At 35.3% G+C, this 26,405-nt stretch carries 25 protein-coding genes; 16 read left to right on the top strand and 9 right to left on the bottom strand.

Going from position 1 to position 26,405, the window contains the following annotated elements; genetic code table 11:
• The first annotated feature begins 453 nt into the window (after positions 1-453).
• Both NSED_RS05030 and NSED_RS05025 read left to right on the top strand, forming a co-directional pair.
• Entirely contained in the window at positions 454-8,352 is a 7,899-nt protein-coding gene (locus NSED_RS05030) for a DUF8189 domain-containing protein (protein WP_162129647.1), read from the top strand.
• Between the two features lie 7 nt (positions 8,353-8,359).
• The gene (locus NSED_RS05025; RefSeq protein ID WP_016940341.1) at positions 8,360-9,322 is read left to right on the top strand and encodes a ligand-gated ion channel; all 963 of its coding nucleotides are present in this window, start codon (positions 8,360-8,362) and stop codon (positions 9,320-9,322) included.
• Between the two features lie 267 nt (positions 9,323-9,589).
• Here NSED_RS05025 and ilvD read toward each other — a convergent pair whose 3' ends face one another.
• Positions 9,590-11,263 carry a dihydroxy-acid dehydratase gene (gene ilvD, locus NSED_RS05020; protein WP_014965169.1) on the bottom strand — a complete coding sequence of 558 codons (1,674 nt, stop codon included), beginning with the start codon at positions 11,261-11,263 and terminating at the stop codon, positions 9,590-9,592.
• Positions 11,264-11,361: 98 nt separating this feature from the next.
• On the opposite strand from ilvD, the gene NSED_RS05015 reads away from it, so the two are divergent.
• Positions 11,362-11,562: a hypothetical protein gene (locus tag NSED_RS05015; RefSeq protein ID WP_016940343.1), complete on the top strand. Its 201-nt coding sequence runs from the start codon at positions 11,362-11,364 to the stop codon at positions 11,560-11,562.
• A 2-nt stretch (positions 11,563-11,564) separates the two neighbouring features.
• On the opposite strand, the gene NSED_RS05010 is transcribed toward NSED_RS05015, so the two are convergent.
• Complete coding sequence (locus NSED_RS05010; RefSeq protein WP_014965167.1) at positions 11,565-12,161, bottom strand: hypothetical protein; 597 nt, start codon at positions 12,159-12,161, stop codon at positions 11,565-11,567.
• A 119-nt stretch (positions 12,162-12,280) separates the two neighbouring features.
• Here NSED_RS05010 and NSED_RS10280 point away from each other — a divergent pair, with 119 nt between their 5' ends.
• Together NSED_RS10280 and NSED_RS05005 are read left to right on the top strand one after the other, a co-directional pair.
• Entirely contained in the window at positions 12,281-12,433 is a 153-nt protein-coding gene (locus NSED_RS10280) for a hypothetical protein (protein WP_016940344.1), read from the top strand.
• A 101-nt stretch (positions 12,434-12,534) separates the two neighbouring features.
• On the top strand, positions 12,535-12,939 hold the full coding sequence (locus tag NSED_RS05005) for an HIT domain-containing protein (RefSeq protein ID WP_014965166.1): 405 nt from the start codon (positions 12,535-12,537) through the stop codon (positions 12,937-12,939).
• Here NSED_RS05005 and prf1 read toward each other — a convergent pair.
• From prf1 to NSED_RS04990, 3 genes are read right to left on the bottom strand one after another with little or no spacing between them, the layout of a single operon-like run.
• Positions 12,932-14,212, bottom strand: a complete 1,281-nt coding sequence (gene prf1 / locus NSED_RS05000; RefSeq protein ID WP_014965165.1) for a peptide chain release factor aRF-1 — start codon at positions 14,210-14,212, stop codon at positions 12,932-12,934. The genes NSED_RS05005 and prf1 overlap by 8 nt on opposite strands.
• 52 nt (positions 14,213-14,264) lie before the next feature.
• A complete protein-coding gene (locus NSED_RS04995; protein WP_014965164.1) occupies positions 14,265-14,909 on the bottom strand; it encodes a DsbA family protein in 645 nt (214 codons plus the stop codon).
• A 60-nt stretch (positions 14,910-14,969) separates the two neighbouring features.
• The gene (locus NSED_RS04990) at positions 14,970-15,743 is read right to left on the bottom strand and encodes a response regulator (protein ID WP_014965163.1); all 774 of its coding nucleotides are present in this window, start codon (positions 15,741-15,743) and stop codon (positions 14,970-14,972) included.
• A gap of 144 nt (positions 15,744-15,887) precedes the next feature.
• Between NSED_RS04990 and NSED_RS04985 the strand changes: the two genes are divergently transcribed.
• Positions 15,888-16,103: a CbtB domain-containing protein gene (locus NSED_RS04985; RefSeq protein ID WP_014965162.1), complete on the top strand. Its 216-nt coding sequence runs from the start codon at positions 15,888-15,890 to the stop codon at positions 16,101-16,103.
• A 5-nt stretch (positions 16,104-16,108) separates the two neighbouring features.
• Here the strand turns inward: NSED_RS04985 and NSED_RS04980 are convergent, their stop codons facing one another.
• Positions 16,109-16,744: a DUF4443 domain-containing protein gene (locus tag NSED_RS04980; protein WP_026090123.1), complete on the bottom strand. Its 636-nt coding sequence runs from the start codon at positions 16,742-16,744 to the stop codon at positions 16,109-16,111.
• Between the two features lie 78 nt (positions 16,745-16,822).
• Between NSED_RS04980 and NSED_RS04975 the strand changes: the two genes are divergently transcribed.
• From NSED_RS04975 to phnE, 7 genes are all read left to right on the top strand, one after another.
• On the top strand, positions 16,823-17,038 hold the full coding sequence (locus NSED_RS04975; RefSeq protein ID WP_014965160.1) for a CbtB domain-containing protein: 216 nt from the start codon (positions 16,823-16,825) through the stop codon (positions 17,036-17,038).
• Between the two features lie 9 nt (positions 17,039-17,047).
• Complete coding sequence (locus tag NSED_RS04970; protein WP_014965159.1) at positions 17,048-17,776, top strand: CbtA family protein; 729 nt, start codon at positions 17,048-17,050, stop codon at positions 17,774-17,776.
• A 71-nt stretch (positions 17,777-17,847) separates the two neighbouring features.
• The gene (locus tag NSED_RS04965; RefSeq protein WP_026090124.1) at positions 17,848-18,177 is read left to right on the top strand and encodes an ArsR/SmtB family transcription factor; all 330 of its coding nucleotides are present in this window, start codon (positions 17,848-17,850) and stop codon (positions 18,175-18,177) included.
• A 9-nt stretch (positions 18,178-18,186) separates the two neighbouring features.
• A complete protein-coding gene (locus NSED_RS04960) occupies positions 18,187-18,534 on the top strand; it encodes a helix-turn-helix domain-containing protein (RefSeq protein ID WP_026090125.1) in 348 nt (115 codons plus the stop codon).
• A gap of 110 nt (positions 18,535-18,644) precedes the next feature.
• On the top strand, positions 18,645-19,739 hold the full coding sequence (locus tag NSED_RS04955) for a phosphate/phosphite/phosphonate ABC transporter substrate-binding protein (protein WP_193353274.1): 1,095 nt from the start codon (positions 18,645-18,647) through the stop codon (positions 19,737-19,739).
• A 17-nt stretch (positions 19,740-19,756) separates the two neighbouring features.
• Positions 19,757-20,587, top strand: a complete 831-nt coding sequence (locus tag NSED_RS04950; protein WP_014965155.1) for a phosphonate ABC transporter ATP-binding protein — start codon at positions 19,757-19,759, stop codon at positions 20,585-20,587.
• Positions 20,571-21,356 carry a phosphonate ABC transporter, permease protein PhnE gene (gene phnE, locus NSED_RS04945; RefSeq protein WP_014965154.1) on the top strand — a complete coding sequence of 262 codons (786 nt, stop codon included), beginning with the start codon at positions 20,571-20,573 and terminating at the stop codon, positions 21,354-21,356. The genes NSED_RS04950 and phnE overlap by 17 nt, the downstream gene beginning before the upstream one ends.
• 16 nt (positions 21,357-21,372) lie before the next feature.
• Here phnE and NSED_RS04940 read toward each other — a convergent pair whose 3' ends face one another.
• Genes NSED_RS04940 through NSED_RS04930 form a run of 3 tightly spaced genes read right to left on the bottom strand, consistent with a single transcriptional unit; the run spans position 21,373 to position 22,859 of the window.
• Positions 21,373-22,398 (bottom strand): formate--phosphoribosylaminoimidazolecarboxamide ligase, encoded by a 1,026-nt coding sequence (locus tag NSED_RS04940; RefSeq protein ID WP_014965153.1) that lies wholly within the window; start codon positions 22,396-22,398, stop codon positions 21,373-21,375.
• 23 nt (positions 22,399-22,421) lie between these two features.
• Complete coding sequence (locus NSED_RS04935; RefSeq protein WP_014965152.1) at positions 22,422-22,634, bottom strand: hypothetical protein; 213 nt, start codon at positions 22,632-22,634, stop codon at positions 22,422-22,424.
• A 48-nt stretch (positions 22,635-22,682) separates the two neighbouring features.
• Positions 22,683-22,859: a hypothetical protein gene (locus NSED_RS04930; RefSeq protein ID WP_016940346.1), complete on the bottom strand. Its 177-nt coding sequence runs from the start codon at positions 22,857-22,859 to the stop codon at positions 22,683-22,685.
• Positions 22,860-22,983: 124 nt separating this feature from the next.
• Here NSED_RS04930 and aspS point away from each other — a divergent pair, with 124 nt between their 5' ends.
• From aspS to NSED_RS04915, 3 genes are all read left to right on the top strand, one after another.
• Positions 22,984-24,294: an aspartate--tRNA(Asn) ligase gene (gene aspS, locus NSED_RS04925; RefSeq protein ID WP_014965150.1), complete on the top strand. Its 1,311-nt coding sequence runs from the start codon at positions 22,984-22,986 to the stop codon at positions 24,292-24,294.
• 315 nt (positions 24,295-24,609) lie between these two features.
• Complete coding sequence (locus tag NSED_RS04920; RefSeq protein ID WP_014965149.1) at positions 24,610-25,071, top strand: hypothetical protein; 462 nt, start codon at positions 24,610-24,612, stop codon at positions 25,069-25,071.
• Between the two features lie 36 nt (positions 25,072-25,107).
• Entirely contained in the window at positions 25,108-26,400 is a 1,293-nt protein-coding gene (locus NSED_RS04915; protein WP_014965148.1) for a hypothetical protein, read from the top strand.
• The last annotated feature ends 5 nt before the right edge of the window (positions 26,401-26,405 follow it).

Here is a 26,405-nt window from a genome sequence, read left to right as displayed (position 1 = left end):
GACTGTTTGTAGATGACTTCAAAATTATCCCTAAATTAGTTATATCTTATGGGTATTGGCTCTGTAGTGTCCTATTAGTTCCAATATTGTTGTCTGAAATAGTACAAAAACTCTCGTTAACATTTATCGTGAAATGTTAATAATAATAACTCATGGTTCAAATTGGATGGGAATTGACCTTATAGCGTCTCTTTTAGTTCCATTTTATTTCAGTATGTTAAATCTTAAACTTTTTGATAGTCTGATACTAGGGGGGAGTTTTGTGAAATTATGATCTTCTAAAATAAGACAAGAATTTTGAAATTAATTGATAATTTACGTTTGAAAGTGTAATATTTTGCTATTACAAGATCATCTTTAAGTAATTTCATATTTTGTGATTATATGTGGGCATAAAGAATTCTAGTGAATACTATATGATGCATGTTGGAGATGCATTCTAATTCTAATTTATTGAGAATCGCGACAGTATTTTTTGCAGTTATACTTTTATCTGGTACTGTAACACAAGCAGCTCTTGGTGCTAATCCAGGACAAGGAAATAACGAAAAAAATCAGAGTGACCACAAAACTGATCCGTCAACAGTAAAACGTAATCCCAAAGTCGAGCAATTTTTAGAGTCAGTCCCAAACACAACTCCGTTACAAGAGACTCTGAAGAAAAGTTTTGATATAATGAAAAACGGTGACCCAAAAAAACCAAAAGAAAATAATGGAAAAAGAAATCCTGAACACATTCCAGATTTTACAACTGAGCTTTTATCAGTAAAAGAGATTATAAAAAATGACAGACTTTTAGGAAAAGAGATTACAACAAAGTCTACAATTAAATTCAAAAATCCACAACAAATTGATCCTGAACAAACTGAATGGGACAAGATTGCATTTTCTCGTGATTGGATTTCTGAAGACTCTCCAGAAACATTTGAAGAATTGTGCAAAAAAGCAAACGGTACTATTGATGAGATAGGTGATGTCTGTGACATTGAAAATACTGTCATCAATACGCTTAACAACAAAATTCTAAATGATGCAAAAGGAAAAAAGATCAAAGACAAAAATGACAAAGAGCTAAAAGTCAAACAAGGAAAAATTTTCAAATCAAAACAAAATCCTAATGGAGTCGACTTTCATTCCCTTGAGCAGATTCATGAAATCACTGAAAAATACACCATAAAGTTTGAAGAAAAGGATCTCAAAATGCTTGAGAAAAAAGACAAGGAAAAACCAAAAAACAAAATGCCAATTACGCTTACATCATATGATGAAACAACTCCAAATCCAACAATAATTTATGATCCCATTTTCAATGATATTTCTGATTTAATTATCCCACAGGCGTCTGCACAAGACCATACTGTAACAACTGAAGTTGATGTGCTCTTTGGATTTACTTGGGCTCCGCCAAAGTATGAAAACTCTTGGTCATATGCTGCAAAGTCATGCATTACATACTGGGTCTTAATTGATTTGTGGACTTGGAACTGGGAAGAAAGACAGTCGTGTGTAGAGTGGTTTAGCTTTTGGGTTGGATACAAGTTTGATGCAGCAGCTGCATTTAGACTGCCAGTTACATTAGAGCTAGTGACTCCAAGATCTGTTCTTCCTGGTGCACCATTTTCAATTAGTGGCAGAATAATTCCTAAAGATTTTACAAAACAAGACTATATTGATTTCTGTAACAATCCAAACAACTCATTAAAGCATGCGCCTACTCTTGTTATTGCAAGCTGTGAGAGATTTGCTCTAGAGTCTAGCTTTTCTCCAAATGATGGTGATGAAGTTGCAGGACGTGTAATTGTTGGTTTTGGAATAAAGGCGTCTGTACTTAATGGCTCTATTACACTCATTAATTTTTGGTGGGGTCCTAACATGAACTTTATTGACAAATGTACTTCAGACAGACTTGATGATGTCTTCAAAGTTGATCCTCAAAATCCAAAATCTGTAATAACTGTCTTTAATCACATGAAAGACAAATATGGAATTTTAGGTGGAGATCCTGAAAGCTTTGCACAGTTCTTAAAAGATGAAGGACTAAACTGTGGTAGCTTTAGAACTCCGTATGGTCTGGACGAAGATAACAACCCAATAAATTTCCCATTTGGTGCTGTTGAGGTGACAATTCCAGCAAAGTGTGAAAAAAAGAACACTCCAACTGCTGTGCATAGAGTTCTTGCAGGCAATATGAGTGTGGAAGAATACATCATATGGTCATTACAACCACATCTTCCAACAGTTGAAAAGACAAAGATGTGTACTAATGTTTGGTTTGAGTATGGCTATCCTGGAATTTTATCATTTGGTGGTGAGCTAGGGGCAGGAGCTACACTAAACATTAGCTCAAATGAGATTCAATCTGTATTTTCAAACTATGGTGACTCTGCATCTGGAACCCAAAATGTAAGTTTCCTTGCACGTGATGGCAATGGTGCATTAACACAACCACAAACAAAAACTATTGGTGGAATAGTTGCAGGTGAATATGATATTGAAACAGACTCTGTAATTGTAAAGTTTGATAACTTCAAGTATCTGCTAAACTCTATTAATTATGAAATTTTTGTAAAGCCTGCAATTACATTTACAATTGGTCTCAAGTTCCCAATATCTTGGAAGATTGTAGTATTTAGTAACTCTAACACTTTGCCATGGAGCTCAGTTAATCTTGAACAACATCCCTACACTGGTCCTGTAGCACACGCAATTCCTGTTGATTACTTTGCAGGAATAACAATTCCTCCTGATAAGACATTTGAGGCAACAGGTCCTCAAACTCCACTAGGATTAGAGCATGTAGGAACCCCTGAGGTAGTTAATCCTCCTGCGCTTTCTATTAAAAATGACATGTTCCCATCACTTCTTCCTCCTCCCTCTGACTGGAATGTAGTTGCATCACATTCAGGCGATGCAGCGCCCCGACTAACTGATGATGATCCATCTGATGGGTTTGTAAAATTTGAGTATGACATTAGACGTGATAATTTTGTAGACCGCAGCTGGACATTTACAACTGTAGCACAAAGTGATGAAACCTTAAAACTCACCTATGACTATCAAGGATTTCATTCTTGGTACCAAGTCAAAGCAGGCATTAATCAAATTACTCCAAATGGGGTCACTCCTCTGCAAAGTGCTGGGCCTGTGAATTGTTGCTCGTCACCATCAGGCGGTTTTCAATATACTGGCTCTGTGGAATTTGATGTAAAGGCTGGTCAGACATATGGATTTGAAGTATTTGGTGGAAACTCTGATGAAAATAATCAGATGACTGGTTCCTTATCAGTTAGAATTGAAAATCCACCCACGCCCCCTACTGAACCAACTCTATTTAATTTGGGTCAAACAATCCTTGACTGGCAGATTGAAAGAGATTACGGAACAAGCAAAAAGATTCTAAATTTCCAACAGCGAATAAACATAGTTGATACAACTCCACCAACAATTACTGCACAAGATGATGTCTTTGAGGCAACAGGTCCTAAGACTCTAATACACAAAAACTCTCTTTCATTAAGCTCAGTTGATATAGTTGATGGCGACTTGGAGCTTGATCCTGACTTTGTTGAACAGTTATGTGAAGATGGATTTACGTTACAGTCTGATGTCTGTATTGGCACCCCGACAGCTCAACAAATTACTGAGAATAATATCGTCTCTAAAGTAAAACTAGTTTGTCCTGCAAACTCTACTTTGATTAATGACATACAAACTTCTGGAGCAAACAAGGTAGCTATCAGTGACTCACATGGAAGAGCTGAAGTCTTTGCTATTGGACGTGATGGCCAAGTCTATCATAATTTTGAAAGGTCAGTTTTAGGAGAATGGAATGGCTGGACAAACGTTGGAGGAACTGGTGCAACTGAAATTGATATTATTAAAAACAGTGATGGAAGCAACCAGGTATTCATTATCGGAAAGAATGGAGGCATCTGGTACAAAACTCAGCTTGGAGAAGGAGGCGTTTGGACTGATTGGGTAAACATTCCAGGTTTTGCAAAAAAAATATCAGTTGCGAAAAATCAAGACGGTCGTCTTGAAATTTTCCATCTAGGTTCAGATGATAAAATTTATCATAAATGGCAACAAATTACAGGCGATAACAACACTTGGACTGATTGGTTTTCTGGAGGAGACGTCCAAGGTTGGGGAAAAGATATCAAAGTAATCCCAAACCAAGATGGCAGGTTGGAAATGTTCTATATTGGAACTGATAATAGAATTTATCATAATTATCAAAATGCTCCAAACTCTTCATGGCATGGAGAACAAAAATTATACCCAGAGTGGAATACTAACGTATTTGCAAAAAAGATTGATGCAATTCAAAACAAAGACGGTCGTATTGAAGTATTTATTATTCGTGATGATAATGCTCTTTGGCATAATTATCAATGGGGATCTACATGGGGACCTTCTCCTGCATATGGCTGGTCAGATTTTCAACCACTTGAAGGAACTCTGTCTGAACTAGATGTATCTCGAAATGAGAATGGCAGTTTAGAAGTATTTGCTATTGGTTCTGATGCCGGAATTCACCACAAAAATCAACATGGTACTCCTGAAAACTCTGGGCCATCTGGATGGCAAAACTGGGCCAAAGTAATTGGTGGTGAAGGAACTCATCTTGAGGTTGCAAACAGATATGATAGATTGTTCTTGGTTGCGACTCAATCAAATGACCAAGTCTATGCTATCTCGCAGCTAGAACCCAACTCTGATTGGGGACCATGGTTCCTATTAGGAAATCTGAATCGCGCTAATGGAATTGACACCCAATACCTAGTTGGACATGCATACGGTGGCTCTTGGTCATTATACGACCAAACCTTGCCTGCATCTAAACAATTTTCTGCATATCAGATTCCAGATTATATGAAATGTGAGGCCCAACCAATCCATGACATAAACTCGTATACATTTGATTTGGGTGAGAATCAAGTTGTCTGGGAGTCTCAAGACAAGTCATTTAATTTATCGATGGCAAGCTCAACTATATCCATTGTAGATACAACTAATCCTCAATTCACTAGTCTTCCACAAGACATTGATTTACCTGCATACTCTTTTATCACACAACTTGACTTTGGAAATGCTATTGCTGAGGATTTAGTAGACGATGATGTTACAGTAACAAACAGCAATCTAGGAAGTGTATTGAATCCAGTTTGTCCTGACGGAATTACTCCTCCAGATCCTGCTTGTATCGAGTCTTATACTGGAATGTTTAGAGTCGGACAAAACGAGGTTGTCTGGCGTGCAGTTGATGACTCTGAAAATATTACTACTTTGATACAAAAAGTAGATTTGCAGTTTGATGACCAAGACGGAGATGGAATCTCTGATTCAATAGACTCTGAACCTGCCTCTGCTTCATCACTATTTGCAGATGCTGATGGCACAAACGGATACATTGTTTCTGGAGATGTTCCAATACTTGTTGTGGATTCTGAAGACTCACGAGCTGGTATAGAAATTTCTGGTGATCCAAAAATCCCTGAATCTGGTGTATCTGCAACATTTTCAGTAGATGATGTTTTAGTTGATGGTGAAACTATTACACTTACAGTATCTCCACAAATCATGCCAAACCAAACTCCAACCATATATTTAGTAGATTTAGTTGATGATACATTTGCAAATACATCACTAATACCTCAATCAAAAACTACTACTGCTGAAACTTTGGAACCCAAGATTGTTTCTGCATATGTTACTGGAGACAACTCTATTAAAATAGCACTTTCTAATCATGTTGATCCTGAATCAGTAGATGTACAAAACTTCCTAGTTATCTCTAGTTCAGACATTAATTTAGGAGTCGACACAGAACTTTGGTCAGCTATAGGAGATTCTGCTGTTGTTACTGATGGTGATTTTTCAGACCTTTCTGCTCAATTTGAATATAATCTAGAACGCGATGGTACTATTCCTGATGGCGATTTTGATAAAAGAACTTGGACATTCTCTACAGTTGCAGCTGAATCTGGAATTATAACATTATTTTACAATTGGAATGGATTTCATGCAGATTCTGGTGTGGAGACTGGTTTAGATTTAATTAATCCTGATGGGTCGCGCACTACTCTAGTAAATGAAGGCCCTGTAGATTGTTGCGTTTTGCCTTCTGGTGGATTTAATTATTCAGGCAATGTTGAGTTGGATGTACAGGCAGGTCAGACATTTGGATTTGAATTAAGTGGAAATAATTATGATGACGATAATCGCCTGTTGGGAACTTTTAGTGTCTCCTCTCCTGAACCTGATACTTACTATACAATTGATGATGCTCTAGTTGATGGTAAAATAATTACTTTGACAGTGTCGCCAGCAATCCCCCAACAACAAGAACCCGTAGTATTTTTTGATGTTCCAATACGTGATATTTCAGGAGAATCTACTTCACAACAATCCGTTGTAGCTACTGCTGATTCCTTGGACCCTAGGATTATCTTTGCAGATATTTTAGGTGATAATACTATTCGTACTTTATTTTCAAAACCAATAGATGCTCAAACTGTATCCACGTCAGACTTTGAGGTATCTTCTCCCACAAAAATTAGTGTCTGTGACGGTTTGGCTACAATTGATGTGTTTCCTGGTGATGACATGTCCGTTTCTTGTGGAAGTGTTACGATTAGTGCAAAGGCCGGAACTGCTAAAGTTGCATTTCATGTAAATGATAGTAGAGTTCTCAGAACTGAGATTCCAACACAGTCTACATTGAACTTTGATGAAATTGAAGGAAAATTTGTTACAGGAGAAGGGTTTGATGATATTCAGATTTTTGATAATACTAACACTCTAGTTGCCCAGCTATCTCCTAATGAGGAAATAATTTTAGATATCACTCCACCAGTTATCCTACTAGTTGGAGACAATCCACAGACAATCAACATCGGTGATTCTTACACTGAACTAGGTGCAACTGCAACTGACAATGTAGATGGAGACATTAATCCTGCTTCAATAACAATTGATGCTACAGCAGTTAATATTGCAGCAGTTGGATCTTACTCTGTAACATATGACGTAGATGATGCTGCAGGAAACTCTGCAATTCAAGTCACTAGAACTGTCAACGTAGTTGATAATGTTCCACCAATCATCACACTAGTTGGAGACAATCCACAAACAATAGAGGCAGGAGATTCTTACACTGAACTAGGTGCAACTGCAACTGACAATGTAGATGGAGACATCACTGCTTCAATAACTACTGGTTCTTCATCAGTTGACACTGCAACACTTGGAAGCTATGCTGTTACATATGATGTCTCTGACTCTTCTGGAAATGCAGCAATACATGTTACAAGAACTGTCAATGTAGTTGATACTACTGCACCAACACTTACAATTCCAGCTGACATCACTGTAGAAGTACAATCCCCAGACTTTCTAACTAATGGAGAAAATGATCCTAGCGTTACAGGACAAGCTACTGCAACTGATATAGACCCTTCACCACTAGTTACTCATACTGATGTAGAAGCTGATGATCCTGACCCACAAAAACTCAAAGTAGTTACAAGAACCTGGGCTGCAACTGATGCTTCAGGAAACCAAGTATTAGCTGATCAAATTATTACATCTGATGGTGCTGTTGTATTCTTTGAGGTAACTGCAACTGACCTAGTTGATGCAGGTATAACTCCTGACTGTACTGCTGCATCTGGAGATACATTCCCACTTGGAACTACAACTGTAACATGTAATGCAAATGATTCCTCATCAAACATTTCTCCTGATTCTTTCTTTGATGTTATTGTACAAGATACAACTCCTCCAACTGTAACTGATCCAGCAGATATCACAGCAGAGGCAACAGCATTTCTAACTCCTGTTGACCAAGTACTAACTGAACAAGCAACAGCTGATGACATCTTTGGTATCGCATCAATTACACATGATGCACCAGCAGACGGTTTCCCACTTGGCGATACTCTGGTTCACTGGACTGCAACTGACAACAACGGCAACTCTTTCACTACATCGACTCAACTAGTTACATTGGATGTAATTAACACAATATCTGGTAAGGGACAGCGCTCTGATGTAAATGACTTTTTAGTTTATGGAGTAATTACTGATACAACAGTAAAGCTAGACTCTGGAACTCAATCATTTGACTTGCTATTGCGATATGGACAAACTATCCTTCCTGAAACATTTTCAGCTGAACTAAACGGAGTTGATATTACATCTCAATTTACTCCTATACAAAACTCTCCTGATGCTGTTGTGTTGATGCTAGAAGAAGGCAGAAACACTCTGATTCTCTCAATTGATGGAGAAAGAAGTGATGGCAGAACAGCTAGTGAAAAAGACCGCTTAGTATTCATTGTAGGATGATTCTAAAATGATGCGATACTTGCTAATAGTACTAATTCTTCTCTCAGGGGTGTATCTTAATTCTGAAAGTTTTGCACAATCTAATGGCTGTCCAGAAAAACCATTCACTTACGAGATGGGGTTAAAGCTAGAAACGATTGGAGAGATTAAAAAGTCAACTGGCTCTTATGAATTAATTTTCTGGCTTTCTTTAACATCTGATGAAATTAATTTCCTTGAATGCCCTCCCCCAAAAGAGTGGGATTTTACAAATGGGTATGTGATTAACACCTATGGTACTAGCACTACTGAGCATTTTCACAAAACACAAATTCACGGAATATTTTTTGAAGACAATGACTACAAAGATTATCCCTTTGAGAACATGGTGTTAACTGTACACATTGAACCATTTTTCCCACTTACTGCAGAAGATATTGTATTTGAAATAAACGAAGAAAACAGTGGTATAAATTTTAGTACCATTACTGTTCCTGGTTGGGAAATTGATGTGCCAACATTTGAAACACGTATTGATTCATACCCTTGGGCAGACTTTCCACACTACAAGGCAACTTTTCCAATTGATACAGAACCGTTTTCAATATTTGTAAAGAAACTATTGCCTCCTCTAGTGCTTGCTAGTTTTGGCTTTGCAACACTTTTCATGTCTTCAACTACTCTACAAAATAGAATTACAATTGTTGGAACTGGAATGACTGCATCAATATTTTTCCACGCAGTATTTTTGCTAGGTGAGCTTCCGCCATTAGGATATCTTACACTTGCAGATAAAATTATGATTTCAATATATTCTGTTTTTGGCAATGCTCTTTTGGCTTTGTTGTTGCATCAACGTCATATGAATACCATTGTAGGTATTGAACATAAAGAATATGAATTAAAGGAACAGTTGGCAACAGATAGAAAGATGATGATAGTTACACCTGTTGTTGCAGTTGTAATATTTTTTGTACTTTATTTTGTTTGAGATTCTAAGATAAATTATAAAACTATGAAAAACAATTCATTTTTAGATAACAGATTTGAATTTAATTTAATGTCTGCACAAGTAAGGCCAGTAGGAGTAACAGTTCTTGCCGTTCTAGAAATCATATCTGGAATATTGGCAATTTTGTTTGGTGTATTTTTAGGTGTTATCTCATCTGCATCAATGGGAACGTCAGTTTTGGAGGGTGCAGAACCTATTATTGTTGTATTATTTAGTGGTGTCTTAATCTCTATTGGAATTGTTCATCTATGGATTTGCAGTAGTAATTGCACCTTGTGCTGCAGATCCTACCAGTGTTGCATATTTTGCAAGAGCTCCTGAGGTGTAATTTGGTTCAGGTTTTCGCCATTCTTGTTTTCTTTTTGCTAATTCTTCTTCTGAAACATGAAGATCAATTATTGTAGTTTCAGTATCGATGGTAATCTCATCTCCATCTTTGACTAGTGCAATTGGGCCTCCAACATATGCTTCAGGTGCAACATGTCCTACCATGAATCCTCTAGTACCTCCTGAGAATCTTCCATCAGTTACCATTGCTACTTTTTTGCCCAACCCTTGACCTACAAGTGCTGCCGTAGTTGCAAGCATTTCTCTCATACCTGGTCCTCCTTTTGGACCTTCATATCTAATAACTACGACTTCACCTTCTTCCACATCTCCTTTAGCAACTGCATCAAATGCAAATTCTTCCCTGTCATACACTTTGGCTTTACCAGTAAATTTTGTCATTTCAACACCTGCTGTTTTAATCACTGCACCTTCTGGTGCAAGAGTTCCTTTGAGAACAACTGCTGTTCCTACTGAGTGCAATGGATTCTCAATTGGTCTGATGATTGATTGTTCTGGTTCTGGAATTGTCATGGCATCAAGATTTTGTTGTATGGTTTTACCTGTAACTGTAATACAATCTCCATTTAGCAATCCTTTAGCAGCTAGCTTTTTTAGAACAAATGGGATTCCGCCAATTTTGTCTAGACTGTTCATGACATAGCTTCCGCCTGGTTTCATATCTGCAATGTGAGGTGTCTTTTTTCTTATCCTCTCAAAATCATCATAAGTTAATTTTACTCCTGCTTCATTTGCCATTGATAATAAATGTAAGATTCCATTAGTTGATCCTCCCACTGCATTTAACATCACAATTGAATTCTCAAATGCTTCATACGTCATAATGTCTCTTGGTTTAATGTTTAATTCTAATAATTTTGCACATGCTGCACCTGTATCATACACCATCTTGTTTCTACGTTCGTCTTCAGCTGGAGGACTTGCACTTCCTGGCAATGCTAAACCAATAGCTTCTGAAATTGATGCCATTGTGTTTGCAGTAAACATTCCTCCACATGAACCAGAATTTGGGCATGCTGTGTTTTCAATATTTTTTAACATCTCTAAAGATATCTGTCCTGAATCATATGCTCCAACTGCTTCATAGACATCAACTACTGTTAGCTCTTTACCGTCAAGAATTCCTGGCATGATTGTTCCACCATATACGAAAACTGAAGGTAAATTCAATCTGGCCATTGCCATCATTGTGCCAGGTAAGCTTTTGTCACAACCTGCAATTCCTACAATTCCATCATACTGATGGGCTCTTACCATTAATTCAATAGAATCTGCAATAACTTCACGAGAAATTAGAGAAGATTTCATCCCTTCATGACCCATTGCAATTCCATCACTTACTGCTATTGTTGAAAACATCCTTGGGGTTGCCCCGTTTTCTGACACTCCTCTTTTTGCCTCTTCTGCTAATTTTGGCAATAAAATGTTACAAGGAGTTGCTTCATTACCTGTATGACAAACTCCGATGAATGGTTTACTAAGATCATCGTCATCTAGCCCCATAGCTTTGTACATTGCTCTTTGTGGAGAACGTGATGTTCCATCTACAACATTCTTGCTGGATATTTCCATAACATGTCAATTTTAGATTGGTATAATTTAGACTTTGTTGAAATTTTCTAATTGTAAACTTTCATTGAGTTTAAATTGTAATTATTTTGGATGATTTTATGGAACAAAAAGCCCTTGAATGCCCTGTATGCAAGAGCAACAAAGCCGAAATCGCAGGTGACAATGTAAAGCTTAGCGGGCGATTTGAAGACAAGGAATTTCTTACAACTGAACTGACAGTTTTACGATGTAGTATGTGCGGTTATTACATGATGTTTGACAAAAGTGCATCATCATTTACAACAAAAGATGAATCTTGATCTTATTTGATTAATTCTTGATTGTCTAGTTGTAGCAAATATGCTTCAATTTCTTCAGGAGTTTCAGCACCAAACACAATCAATATTCTGTCATCTTCTTGGATTTCATAATCTCTAATGTCTGATACTTGTTCTCTGTTGATGAAGAACTTTAGCGTATAATCTTCATTCGTACAGAATTGCTTTCCATCTGGAAATACATAACATTGGTCATCTAGTCCTATTCCAAGCGTTTCAAATAGATATCCCAAATTAACTCCTGTGGCGTGTTTATGAATTGTTGAGCCATCTCTTCCTTCAAAATGAATCCAACTTGATTTAATTTGGAATGCTGGACTTGAAAATTCAAAAGTATCGCCAAAAATCTTTACTAAAATTGCTGCGTGTGAGTGTTCACTTCCTAAGGCTCCGGCATTTTCTGGTCCTCCTGGTGCAGTTTCAGTCATGGTCAAAAACATATAGCCTGCATATCCGACGATTACTGCAATTATAGATAAAACTCCGATTGCAATTAGAGTCTGTTTCTTTTTTTCAGCAGAATGCTTTGTAGCATAATTTTCACGTTTTACTTCACGTTCTCGTCTTTCTTTTCGGCCCATTAGATAATTCCACTCTAAAATTTGCCCTAATTAACCATTCGTCACTAAATGATGTCATTTAACATCGATGTCTTGTTTTTGATGGTATTATTTTTTTGATAAATTGTTCTGAAGAGCTTATGTTGATCGAGACTGTTTTTGACAAGACTCTTTGTAATGCTGCTCTATCTAAAGTTCATGTGACTTGCAAAGAAGGGTTTATTCATGATTTTGTGTGGTTTGAGATACTATCCTCAAAAAGATGCATGCATTGTGGAAAAGAAGAAAACTAGAACCTTGGGATTTACTTTCTATAATTAATGAAAGCATGCCTGAATGAAATATAGTTTAATCCAATAAAAACAATAAATAAAATCGGAATAGGCTGTATCTCATGGGCTGTATTTTTTGTGATATTTTAGATGGAAAGAAAGATGGTTATTTTTTCTATGAAGATGAACACCATGTCGCATTTTTAGACAAATATCCTATAGATGTTGGACATAGTCTAGTTATTCCAAGAAAACATCATGAAAGAATTACTGATATGACTTCTGAGGATGTTGGAAATGTTTTTTCAATTGTGCCAAGAATCGCCAAGGCGATTCTTAATGCCACAGGTGCAGATGCATTTAGTTTGGGACAAAACAATGGAAGAGCTGCAAAACAAATTATTCCTCATGTACACATACACATTATTCCAAGATACAATAGCAAGGGAACTGTGTGGACTAAACGACAAATTTCTAGTGGTGATGAACTTTTAGAATTAGCAAAAAAGATTCGCAGTCTTATTTAGCATGCCCTGGATTATATCTCAATATTGCTCCCACTTTTCCTAAACTAGAAAGCATGTTTCCATGTTCTGCGCTTCCTGAAATGACTTCCAATTGAGTTCCTGTTTTTGATGCTAATATCTCCAAATAGTCTACGATGTCTTGTTCATTAACTTCTACCTCCATTGATTTACATCCTGGACATGGATTGTTGGCAAATTCTGTTTTTTTAGGAATTACTAAAGGTCTTTCAACAATTTCTTCTTGGGTGTGTTTGCATCTTTTGCATTTTCCTTCAACTCTGTGGAGATTGGTGTTGTCCGTGATCAGCAAAGTTTGAACAACATTATTTTTCAAATATTCAATTACTTCCTGTAAACCATATGATCCTTTTCCTGTATTGGAATTGATCTCTCTGAACAAATCTTCTACCATTTTTTTCTCCTCAACCATTCTGAAGTTGCCTAGGATATCTGATGATTTTGCAAAAGCTTCCCGAATACCTTCAGCTCCCGAATACGATGAATCAATTGTGCTGATAATATTATTTTGTAATCTGTATTCTAGATAATTACCGTTGATGAAATCTTCTTTTGTAGGTCCTGGCCCCGATATGATTAATCCTTTGACTGGATAAATATCGATAAAATATTCACGTGTAGTCTGTGCAACTCTGTTATAGAAATAACTCAATTCCATTTCTCGTAGTTTCTGAAATCTCTTTGCAGATTGCCCTCCTTGTCTGTGTTTTCCTGCAACACCTGAACCAGTTTGTGATAGCACCTCAATTTTATCTCCATGCAGTAATCCCCAACCTGCATCTTTTGCATCAATTGCTAAAAATCCTATGAGATTATCGTCCTTCAACATGTCTTTTAGAATGTCTACGTGGAAATGATCATCACATCGATACAGGTACTGATTCAAATCTTTTGGTGGATCTATTTCCCAAACCTTGACAACTTCACTTCCTAGAGGTCCTCCCTCATCTGGAGGCAATGCTCCACAAAACATTACTAGTCCTTTTGGTGGGGTTTTTTTGTAGAGCTTTAATCTCTGGATAACTTTTCCCAAAGAATCAACTACGTGTGATCTTGTTAAATCTGATTTTATGTTATCAGCAGTTCCCTGTTCTTGCTGTAGGGAACTGATAATTTCGTGTAATTGTTTTCCTTTTGGAATATACACGGTAATCAATTCAGTACCTCTGCCTGATTTTTTAGATAACTCTTCTAGTGTTTTTCGAATTTTGTAGATTTTTACTGAATCTTGTTTTTCAACGTCAATCTTAGGCATTGTATCTAGTCTTTAATTTGCGAATATATCTTTTTGATTATTTTTTTTAAAATCATAATTCATCAAATGTTTTAAGAAATACTTCTAGTGGTTGGTTTCCTCTAATTTTGATTATTTTTTCACTATTGAAGACCAAAAATGATGGTGTTGCATCAATTCCTATTTCTTTTCCAAAATCATGAAGTGAGGTTACTTTTTCATGATATTTTTTTTCATCAAGACATTTGTTAAATTCAACCAAATTCAAATTTACTGTAATTCCAAATCTATCCAAGCTTTCTCTAGTAATCCAACCTGTCCTTTCTCCTCCCCAATTCTTGTATAGTTCGTCGTGATATTGCCAATATTTTTTTTGATCTTCTGCACAATATGCTGCTTCAGCAGCTAAAAGTGAATCCGGGCCATTTAATGGAAAATCTTTGAAGACTAGTTTTACTTTTCCAGTTTTGATGAAATCTTCATTAATGATATCTAAAGTATCCTGATGAAATTTATAACAAAATGTGCATTGATAATCTCCCCACTCCAATATTGTGATAGGTGCATTTGGATTTCCCATTATTGGAGAACCCCCATCAATTAATTTTGTTATTGTTAATAGACTTGATTCTGATTCAGATTCTGGATAATATGCCAAAAACATTCCTGTAATAATTCCAATCAATATAGGGAGTATAAACAAGTACAATTTTGTCATGATGAAACATTTTTTGTTTTAAGTAAATACCTTCTCTAGTTTCTGCTGTATCTTGATTCTCTAGATGGGGTTTTGTAATACTGTCATGATTTCTGTCATTTTTTCATTGATGTCTCTTTCTTGTTGATTGATGTTGATTTTATCTAATCTTTCAAATATTTCTGAATTGTTTATCATATAGTCTAGCACGTCAAGTGAAAATGGTTTTTCGATTACAGCAATTGCCTTATCTAGTTTTGTCAATACTTCGAGTAATGTCTTTTCAAGATATCCTGAAGCGAAAATAATTCTTTGATGCGGATTTATTTCTAATATTTCGACAGCAGCTTGCAGTCCTGTCATAAATGGCATTTTTTGATCAAGTATTACAACATCAAAATAATCTCTTGATTTATTTTGATTAAATCTCTTGTATGCGTCAATACATTTACGACCATCAGTTGCGGTGGTGACTTCTTTTCCCTTTCCTTCCAAAAATGCTTTGTATAGTTCTAGAATTTCTATTTCATCGTCTGCAATTAATATTCTCATAGATTTTTTCTCTATTTTTTTCTCTTGGTGTATGTTTTCCATTCCGATAACATCTATTTTCATTTTAATTGGATCTAAAATTTTTGATTCTGATGATTTTCCAAAAACCCCTTCTGATAATCCTGAAAACAATTCAAAATTCGTAATTATCTCTTTTTCTGTTTTTCCAGAAACTTTTGTCATTGTTTGCATGATTGACTTGTATCCACTTGTCCCGTACAGATCAATTAATTCGCCTTGTATGATATCTGAAATCTTATTTTTGTATTCTTTATCCTCTGTTCTTATTCCTAAATTATTCATTTTACAAATTTTCTTCGAAAAAATCTATCAAAAACAACAGTATGTAAGATCTTATAATAACAGATTTTCGTGACTAAATTCTAGCTTTTTTATATTTTTTACAGCACCCAAGAGTTTTAATATAAACAGAGAATCATGTTTTTTATGTCTGAACCAAGACAAATTACTGTCTCAAAAACAAGTGTTTCAAAACTAGCAATTCTTGCATTGGCTATCGTATTTGCAGCAGGATTGTTTGTTGTTGGATTTGATCAAGGTCATATCTTTAGTCTAGTTTATGGCGAGCAGGCATTTACTGACCTCTATATTCATGAACTAACTCATGACATGAGACATGCAGCAGGCTTTCCTTGCCATTAGTAGTCTTATTTTTCATTTCTTAGTGTCCATAATGCCGTATTGATGGCTGATATTTCTGCCACAAATTTATCATCAGATGATGTAATAATTACTATGTCTTCATTTTCAGGTTTCAATATGTCTATCAGAGCATTTTTTGTTTTATGCTCATCTGCAAAACAAATCCTACCATCTACTGGAAAAATAAATTCATTGTTTTTAAAAATCAATGTCAATGAATCACTTGCTCCATACAGAATCGCATAATCTCTTTGTTGCATCCCATTCCCTATCTTTGAAATATAGTTTTTCTTTAACAAAATTGCATAATTATATTTGCCATTAGTAATGTTGCATTTTTTTAAGAACCCTTGAGATGGTAAAGCATTGTAAAATTCTGTTGCAAATTTTATTCCTTTTTTTGTAAGAAATGTTCCTGATTTTATGGATGATGCAATCCCATATTCTTTTAAATGTGAAATCAATGTCTTGACTGCTCCTTCTCCCAAATGGATTTCTTTACAAAACGTGGCTCTGCTAACATATTTTTGATTTGCAAAACAAAAAATGGATTTTAAAACATGTGGTGCACTAAATGTCAATACTTTGCTAGACCCCTTTCTTGTGACGATGTTTTGCAATGTTTTGATTTCTTGTTGCATGTTTAGCATTGTTTTTTTAATATATAAATTGGATAAAACATCCAACGCTTTAAATAATCTTTAAATTCGAAAAAAACATTGACTGAACCAAGACAAATTACTGTCTCAAAAACAAGTGTTTCAAAACTAGCAATTCTTGCATTGGCTATCGTATTTGCAGCAGGATTGTTTGTTGTTGGATTTGATCAAGGTCATATCTTTAGTCTAGTTTATGGCGAGCAGGCATTTACTGACCTCTATATTCATGAACTAACTCATGACATGAGACATGCAGCAGGCTTTCCTTGCCATTGAGTGATGTAAATGAAAACCATTCAATTTATTGTAATTGTGTTGATCTCTGGTGCTTTTGCAGGGTTAATTCATGGAACTGTTAATTTTGCCATTGTAGAACCATATCTTGATCAGGCAATTGGAATTGAAAATCAAAATCTCTTTGCATCTGGTGAAGCAGAAAATTCACCAGAGTTTTGGGTAGAATATGAAGGATATCGAATCTGGCAAAAAAGTGGTCAAATTTTAGCTGGTATAATTTTAGGGGTTTCTATCGGTTCATTGTTTGGTGTTGTATTTGCTTTATCTAGAAATTCGCTTCCAGGCAATCATGATGTAAAAAAATCTCTATTATTGGCAGCCATAATGTGGTTTACTTTGTACTTGATACCTTTTCTCAAATATCCTGCAAATCCTCCAACTGTGGGTGATGGTGAAACTGTTGTATTAAGGGCAATTCTATATCTGTCATTTATTGCAATCTCGGGAATTGGCGCACTTGCTTTTTACAAATTATCGAAGAAATTTGAAAATAATAAAAAACTCCTCTCGCTAGTTGGCTATGGTGTTTTCATATCTGCAGTTTTCTTTATCATGCCTGAAAACCCTGATGAGATAACTGCGCCAATGAGTCTAGTAAATGAATTCCGATTAATGTCTATGCTTGGGGTAAGTTCATTTTGGATATCTGTAGGCATAATTTTGGGATTATTTTGGAATCGCTTTAAATCTGATCAGAAAACTGAACAATATTCATAATCATTCTGACTCTATAGAATGAGAATTGTAACATCTCGTTTAAATATATGACTGATATTTTTGTTATTTGCATGTCGCGGAAATTAACTTTACCACAATTAAAAAAATATGACATTACCCAAAAAGTAATAGAAGCTTTAGCTGATTCTGAATCTCGAGCAATTTTGTTTTCAATAATTAAAAAAGGAAACACTGCTGCAGAGCTCTCAGATAAACTAAAAATTCCTCTCAGCTCTGTATACAAAAAATTAACTGATCTTGAAGAACTGACATTAATTGAAGTTGAAAAATGGATGCTATCTGATAAGGGTAGAAAGTACAAGGTGTATAGAAGCCGAATCAGCAAAGCAGATATTTCTATCAGAAAACCTGAACCTGTTCTTACGCTGATCCCAAACTGAGTGATAAAATTGCAAAAACCTACCATAATTCAATTGTCTGAATTTGATATTACGCAAAAAATCATTGAATCATTAAGCAATGTTTGTACTAGATCTGTCTTGTTTTCAGTGAAAACACAATCAAAAGATGCAACTCAAATTGCAGATGAATTGAAAATTTCACTTTCCACAGTATACAAAACATTGTCCACATTAGAAGATCTTGCCTTGGCTGAAGTTGATAAATTTGTTATATCTCCAGAAGGTAAAAAAATAAAATTGTACAGAAGTAGAATAGGAAAAGTCGAAATAACTTTGGATGATTTGGAACCTAGCCTTAATCTGTATTCAAACACTGTAAACCCTAAATCTTCATAATCGAATATTTTCAAATCATTGTTTATCTTATTCTCATTCTATAGACTTGGAATGATTATTTGGAATGATGTTTTGCTTTAAATAATTTAGCTTATCCTAATTTGTTAATCATGAAACGACAAATTACATTGGCATTGATTGCTGTTTTTGCAGTGGTTGGTGTATTGTCTGTATCATTAACTCAACCTGCTCAAGCAGAAAGTTTAGTCCCTGAATGGATTAAAACAAATGCTGGTTGGTGGGCTGATGGTACTTTAGATGATGAAACTTTTCTAAATGGAATTACCTTTCTGTTAGAAAATAACATCATCAATGTTTCATCTGAATCTGACACTGTAGATGTTGACACTCTTACCATTGGATTTATTCCGGTTGAAAAAGCTGATGAATTAACTCCGAAGGCTCAAGAATTAGAAAAATTTCTTGAGGCTGAACTTGGTGTAGATGTCGAGTTCGTAATCCCAACAAATTATGAGACAATCATTGAAGGAATGAGATTCGGTCATATTGATGCTGCCTTTATGGATACTGGTCCTGCATGGATTACCCATCAAAGAACTGGTGCTGAGGCAGTAATGGCTGAACTTGTTGCAGGAAAGGTAAACTATCAAGCAACAGTTTGGACCCTTGCTGAAAATGACTCAATTAATTCATTGGAAGATACAGTTGGCAAAAAAGTAGCATTTACTAGCATTACTGGTTCATCTGGTTTTGTCAGACCTATGGGAACTTTAGTTACTGATGGTTATGTTACCATAGAAGGTGATGATATAGTAGCTTTAGAATCTGCATTGGCAAATAACTTTGAAAGTTATACTTTTGCAGGTGGATACAAAGCTGCATTACAATTACTTCTTAATGGTAATGTAGATGTTGCATTTGGTTCAGATATTGCTCCGCAAAAATATCTTGACTTGGAAGATCAAGTAAAATTAAGACCAGTTACTACAATTGGACCTGTACCATCTCATGTGTTTATGGTAAGTTCTGACATATCAGATTCCACCAAAAACGCACTAGTTGATGCAATGATTGAGCTCAATTATGATCAAAATAATCATATTTTGAAAGATTTGTACGGTGCAGAAGCCCTAGTTCCAACTACCACCTCTATGCATATTGGTGAATTTGGTGATTTTATTGATGCTTTGACAGGCCTTGATCAGTTGATTCTTGACAAGTCAAACTATGACAAGAGCAAATAAAACCCGGGATTCTTGAAATGAAACAAATTCAGATGACCCAAAACCCTTCTTTTTCATTAATTTCAACAAATAAAATTATCCAAATGAATGATGTATGGACTTCGTATGATTCCAAAAATTTTGCATTAGAGGGCATTAATCTCTCTATAGATAGAGGAACGAACTATGCTATTGTTGGACAATCAGGTTCTGGAAAATCCACTCTGCTGAAACTGATGAATGGTATGATGATTCCAAGTAAGGGTACAATCAAAATTGATTATGTCACACCTAACATGAATGATAAAAAATTTAAAAAAATGATGCATACTATAGGCTATATTCCTCAAAGTCTTGGATTGGTAAAAAATATCACTGTACTTGAAAATATACTGATTGGTGCATTGCCAAGATTGAATGCAATTCAATCACTACTTAAAAAATTTCCCGAATCTGAAATCCAAGAAGCCAAGAGAATAATGTCTCTTGTTGGTTTGTCTGGAAAAGAAGATAGAAAAGCCTACATGTTAAGTGGTGGTGAAAAACGTCGAGTAGCTATTGCTCGAGCATTAATGCAAAAACCAACCATACTACTAGCTGATGAGATTGTTTCAGAACTAGATCATGTGACTGCTCGTGAAATAATGAATTTGATTGCTGATGCTCAAAAGCGAATGAATTTGACTGCCATCATGGTTCACCATGATATGCAATTGGCATTAGAATATGCAAATAGGGTGGCAGTTATCAAAGAAGGTAGGAAAATTCTAGAAATTGGTGTTGAAGGTGACACTATAGTTGATTTTCAAACAGGTGATTTGAACACTGAAGAAATTATGGAGATGTATTCTGATGACGCCAAAAAATAACATCGTGATTGGAATTATTGTGGCATTAGTTGTAGTTGCATCATACAATGTAGATGCAAGTCCTATAGAATTTGTTGAAGGGTTGCCTAATCTTGCAATTGTAGTAGAAGAGATGCTTCTTGTAGAACCCAAGTATATTCCAACAGCACTTTGGGCAATGTTTGAAACAATCCAAATGGCTTTCATTGGAACTGTGGTGGGAACTGCAATAGCATTACCTCTTAGTATGTTTGCAGCACGAAATCTAAACAGCAAGTATGTTTATGCCCCAGTACGTGCATTGTTGGCTGCAATTCGAACCTTCCCTTCCATTCTATGGGCAATCTTATTTGTAATTATGGTTGGGCTGGGAACATTTGCCGGAGTTTTAGCAATTGTCATGTATACCGTTGGATTTGTTGCAAAATTACAATATGAAGCAATTGAGACAATTGATTCTGATCCTATGGATGCTGTAAGCTCTATTGGTGTTTCAAAATGGCAACTCATTCGTTATGTTGTAATCCCTGAATCTGCATCACACCTGCTGAGTCAAATATTGTACATGTTTGATTACAACGTTCGTCAGACTAGCATACTTGGATTAGTAGGTGCAGGAGGAATTGGATTTTACATAATCAATTACATTAAATTCTTTGAGTATGGAAAAGCAGCAATCTTCATGTTGGTGGTATTAGTAACAGTATTGTTCATTGATTGGGCTAGTGTAAAAATCCGAGACAAGTACATCATAAAATCACAACACGGAATGGAAGTAACCATAAAGTAAATTATCGATTAAAATTTTAGGTTGTAATTTTGTCTAATTGATTGGATTCAGTTGCAGTTTTTACTTCTCGGGCAATTCTTTTTCCCATGCTCATTGTTTCATTGAATAATAGAGAATAGTAAGGTGAGCCGTCCATGTATATGTTTGAGCCTGCAACAATTCTTGCTGAAAATTCAAAAGATGTGAATTTGGCATTTTCATCATAAACTCCTTCAATACAAAATGGTCCATTCATTCCAGGTGGTACTACTCTTTTAGATGCCTCGACAAAATTTTCCCCCATTGCATACACCTCCTCTAATAATGACTCTCGTAAAACCAGAGGACTATTACCAATAACATTGAATGATGGAACTTTGTTTGATTTTAGTTGCTGTTCTGCAGGTATTCTTCCCAATCCTTCAATATCTGATTCATGTCTTTGATCAACCCCAAAGAATTCCAATTCATCTCTTAATGGAGAATAGAAAAATGTCAAATAAGCTAAAACCCCTGCTGCATACTCTTGAATGTACAATGTTTCATCTTTGGAAATTGTACCTTCTGAAATCAATTGATTTCTTTTTTTATTGTAATCGTCTTCATTTGCGGCCATGAAATATCCTTTACCTCCTGCAGCACCCTGTCTTTTCACAATTACTAATTTTTCAATATCTTTGGGTTCTGTCACTGGTTTTGGCATTGGGAGTTTTGCCTCTCTCATTAGCTTTTCTTTCATTTCTCTGTCTGACTCCCACCTTAGAATCCACTTGTTTCCAAATACTGGCGTTTTGATTGATTCTATTTCTTCAGAATTCATTTGTGCGATTAGTGTTCCATGTGGGATTAGAACAGATTTGTTTTCTTCAAGAATTGATTGACATTTTTGATCGAGTACTTCTTTGAAAGAATCTACCATGATCAATTCATCAATAAATGGAAATCGTCTGTATAATTTTTCACGTTTTTTTTCGCATATTAGGATAGTTTTGAGACCTTCATCTTTTGCCCCTTTTAGTACTTGTAAAGAACAATGGGAACCTAGTGTTGCTATGGATGTCACTATTATTGTGAGTATTTTGTACTTTATGAACTATTATGTGCAGATGTGACATATTGAAATACTTCGTCAATTAACTCTACATTCAATTCTGACTTGATATTTTCTGGAATTACCTTTAGCACAAAATCATACATTGTTGTATTTTTTGGTAATTCTTCTCGTTCCTGTAATAATGAAAATACCGCTATTCCATTTGAAATAATTGCAATCATTTTTTCTTTGTCTGAAAGTACCATGTTTTTCAATAATTGATACAATTTAATATAAATCCGACTTTGGAGTTTCTACAGGATTGTTTTTCTAAGTTCTGGGTTTTGTAAAATTTGGACAAATCCTGAACTTTCATTTAGCATTTCTAATTCTATGCTGATATTGTGTTCCTCTGCTTCAGGAACTTGTTGTGATGCATGATACCCAACGTATACTCCTACAATGATAAACATTGCAATTACTAGAGCCATTAGGATATTCATCTTATTTTGTTGTGGAATTTTTACTGGCTATAAGCATTATGAAAATTAATGTAATTGTTCACTATTTTGTATAAAAATTAATTACACCATGAAATCAGCAATAATGTAAATTATGATTGAAACAGAATTGGGAACTTTACGAAGATCTCACTATTCAAATGAAATAAACTCCTCTATGGATGGGAGTCAGGTTACTGTAATGGGATGGGTATTGACCGTCCGTGGACATGGAAACATCAGTTTTGCTACAATCCGTGACAAAAATGGCGATCTATCTATTGTGGCAAAAAAAGGAGACTGTCCTGATGAAATACGTGAAAAAATTTCTTCATTGAAAGCCCATTCTTCTATTGCTGTTACAGGTAATGTGAAAGCATCAGAAAAAGCGCCAAGTGGTTTTGAAATTATACCTACAGAATTACGAGTTTTCTCAGATGTTCAAAAAATTCCTCCTTTTGAGCCTACTGTAAAAACTGTCAAAAATATAGATACTCGACTAGAAGTGAGGCCAATTGATCTGAGACGTGACACATTACAGCATATTTTCAAAACAAGAAGTTTGGTTCTAAAATCAATTAGGGATTATTTTAGTAGTCAAAATTTTGTTGAAATCAATACTCCAAAAATGATTGCAACTGCCACTGAAGGTGGAGCAGCTTTATTTCCAATATTTTACTATAACAAAGAAGCATTCTTAGCTCAGAGTCCGCAATTGTACAAAGAACAATTAACAATGAGTTTTGAAAAAGTTTTTGAGATAGCTCCTATCTTTAGAGCAGAGCCATCAAGAACAAATCGTCACTTGGCAGAAGCAATTTCAATTGATCTGGAAGAGGCATTTGTAGATTACAATGATGTGATGAATAGAATTGAGGAGATTGTCAAAATATCAATTCAAACTGTGAATTATTACACAAAAGACCACGCTGATTCTGGATTTCCTGAAATTAAAGTTCCTGATAATATTCCAAGATATACTTACGATGAACTAGTTGATAGGATGCAAAAGGCTGGTGCAAAAACTGAATGGGGTGATGACTTGTATCCTTCAAATCTTAAGAAAATAGGTCTTAATGGATTTTACTTTATCACTGATTGGCCTCTTGCACCAAAACCATTCTATGTAAAGGACAGTAAATCAAATCCAAAGGTTTCTGAATCTTTTGATTTAATGTATGGAGATTTGGAATTATCATCTGGCAGTACAAGAATTGAAAAACGTGATGAGCTAGCTGAGCGAATGAAAAACAAAGGGATGAAAACAGATGCATTTGAATATCATCTTGGATCTTTTGATTACGGCGTACCTCCTCATGCTGGTTGTGGAATTGGACTAGAAAGATTGATCATGGTTTTAACTGGAACTGAAAATATCCGTGATACTACATTTTATCCAAGAGATGTAGATAGACTCACTCCTTAATCTACACCAAAATTCATTTTCTTCTATAATGTTTGAGAAATTTGTTTAATTTTTGATATTATTTCTTCAGTCATATTTTCCAAATCTTTGATGCTATGATTGGTCATTTCTTTAGACATGTTTATTGTTCTACAGAGAAATAAATAACCACATGTTTGTTTTCAAAGATACACTTTTTTCACCATTTCAAACAGTTTTGTAATTACTCAACTATAGCCTCAATAATTAGGCTCAGTATGTTATTTCCAAAATCTGAATTGTATGTTATTTGGAATACAAACTATTTGATATATTTCCCAATTGTGGGAATAAGGTATGAATTTAAAACAAGCAAGGAAAAGACGAGCTTTGGCCACAGTAATTACTTCTGCAATTATGATGACTGCAGTTACTGTAATGGGTGGTGCCGGAGTTGTTTGGAGCCAAACTTCTTTGAATTCTCAGCAAATTGAAATGAATGACACTGTAGATGATTATCTTAACAAAATTAACGAATCAATGATGTTTGAATACGTTTATTGTAATTCTGATCCCTGTGAAACAATAATAGTTGTAATAACAAATGTTGGTAATCTTGGCGTGGATATATCTGAAATTAAATTCTATGACAAGGTATCGGGTTTCAGTAAAGTTCAATCACTATCCAAGGGACAGATAATGCCTGATGGTAGCATCTCTGTAGTTGTTGATGATACATCATTTCAATTCTATGATGTATTAGATGTCTCTGCTTCTACTACTAGAGGAAATATCATACAAACACAAATTCACACATAATACTTTTTACCTCATTAGAATTTTGTTGGGTATACTTTGATAAAAAAACGACGAGGACTCAGCAATGTTATTGGAATGATCTTTCTTGTGATTGTTCTTAGCTCAGTAATTGGTTATTTCACATATGGAATTAATCTGATTGAACGAGTAAACGATGAGGTAATTGTAAAGGGTATTGAAAGTATAGACAAATCTAAAGAAACTTTTGAAATTATTAATGTCGGTATTACTGATGGGAAATTTGATCTTGCAATCAAAAACACAGGCCAACTTCCTATTCACTTTACACGATTATGGGTCAATAACGTTACTGATTCTTCATGGCCTCTACAGAATTTTACTCTAAATGAAATCTCTTCGCCTGGTCAGACTATTTACAATGTGGGTCAAAACCTAAATCTTTATGCACTAGAATCTCAGTCGTATGACTTGAGATTAGTAACTGAGAGAGGGAATCTCTTTGATGTACAAATAACATCACCTCAAGATGAAAGTCTTGAAATGAATTTATTTTCCACTTCAAAATCTGTTCTCACAGGACAAAATGTGACACTCTGGTTTGGTGTTACTAACAATGTTACTGATGGCAGTGTATTACAGTTACTTACTCCTCAAATAGAAGATCCTCCAGATACAACTGGCGGTGCGACTGCAACATACAAAGAAGGACCAATCCCATCATCAAAAGAAAGTTTGTCACCTGGTGATACTGCATTCTTCAAATGGATTTACACAGTTACAGGTAATTCTAATGATTCAATAATATTCAATGCCACTATTAACAATGCAAAACAAGGAAACTATGTGCAAGAGAGTGTTGAATTTTTTAACATCGATGCAGATTCTGTATCTGCCCAAAATGCAGGTGTACTTCAAGTTGACTATGCATCCCTTGAATGGATACAAGGTACAAGTGATTGGACCTCTGGATGGAATTTAAATACTAATTCAGACACTGTATGGAGAATAAATATCACAAATAATGATCTGTCTAACACATTCTATATTGGAGAAGATTCTGCATTATTACTAACACCAGTAGGTGGATCTGCAAATACATTCTACGTTGTGGATAGTGCTACTACAAATCCCCCAACTATTACTGCATATACGGATCTTGCTTACAGTATATCTCCTGGCGATGAATTACGTGTTTATTTTGGTGCAACAACACCTGGAGGCATAAGTGAAGCTAAGACTCCAGCAAATAAAGGGATTAATGAATCTCCAATCCTAATGTTTGGAGAGATGTGTTCTGGGGGAAGTTGTCCTGGGTCTGGTACGAAGTATGGTCAAACTATTCCATTTCTGGGAATACTATTAGAATAATATAA

This window comes from Candidatus Nitrosopumilus sediminis, from assembly GCF_000299395.1.
In the GTDB taxonomy this organism is placed as follows: Archaea; Thermoproteota; Nitrososphaeria; order Nitrososphaerales; family Nitrosopumilaceae; genus Nitrosopumilus; species Nitrosopumilus sediminis.
The sequence above is the reverse complement of the archived record's forward strand: the minus strand, read 5'-3'. Positions and strand labels throughout refer to the sequence as shown.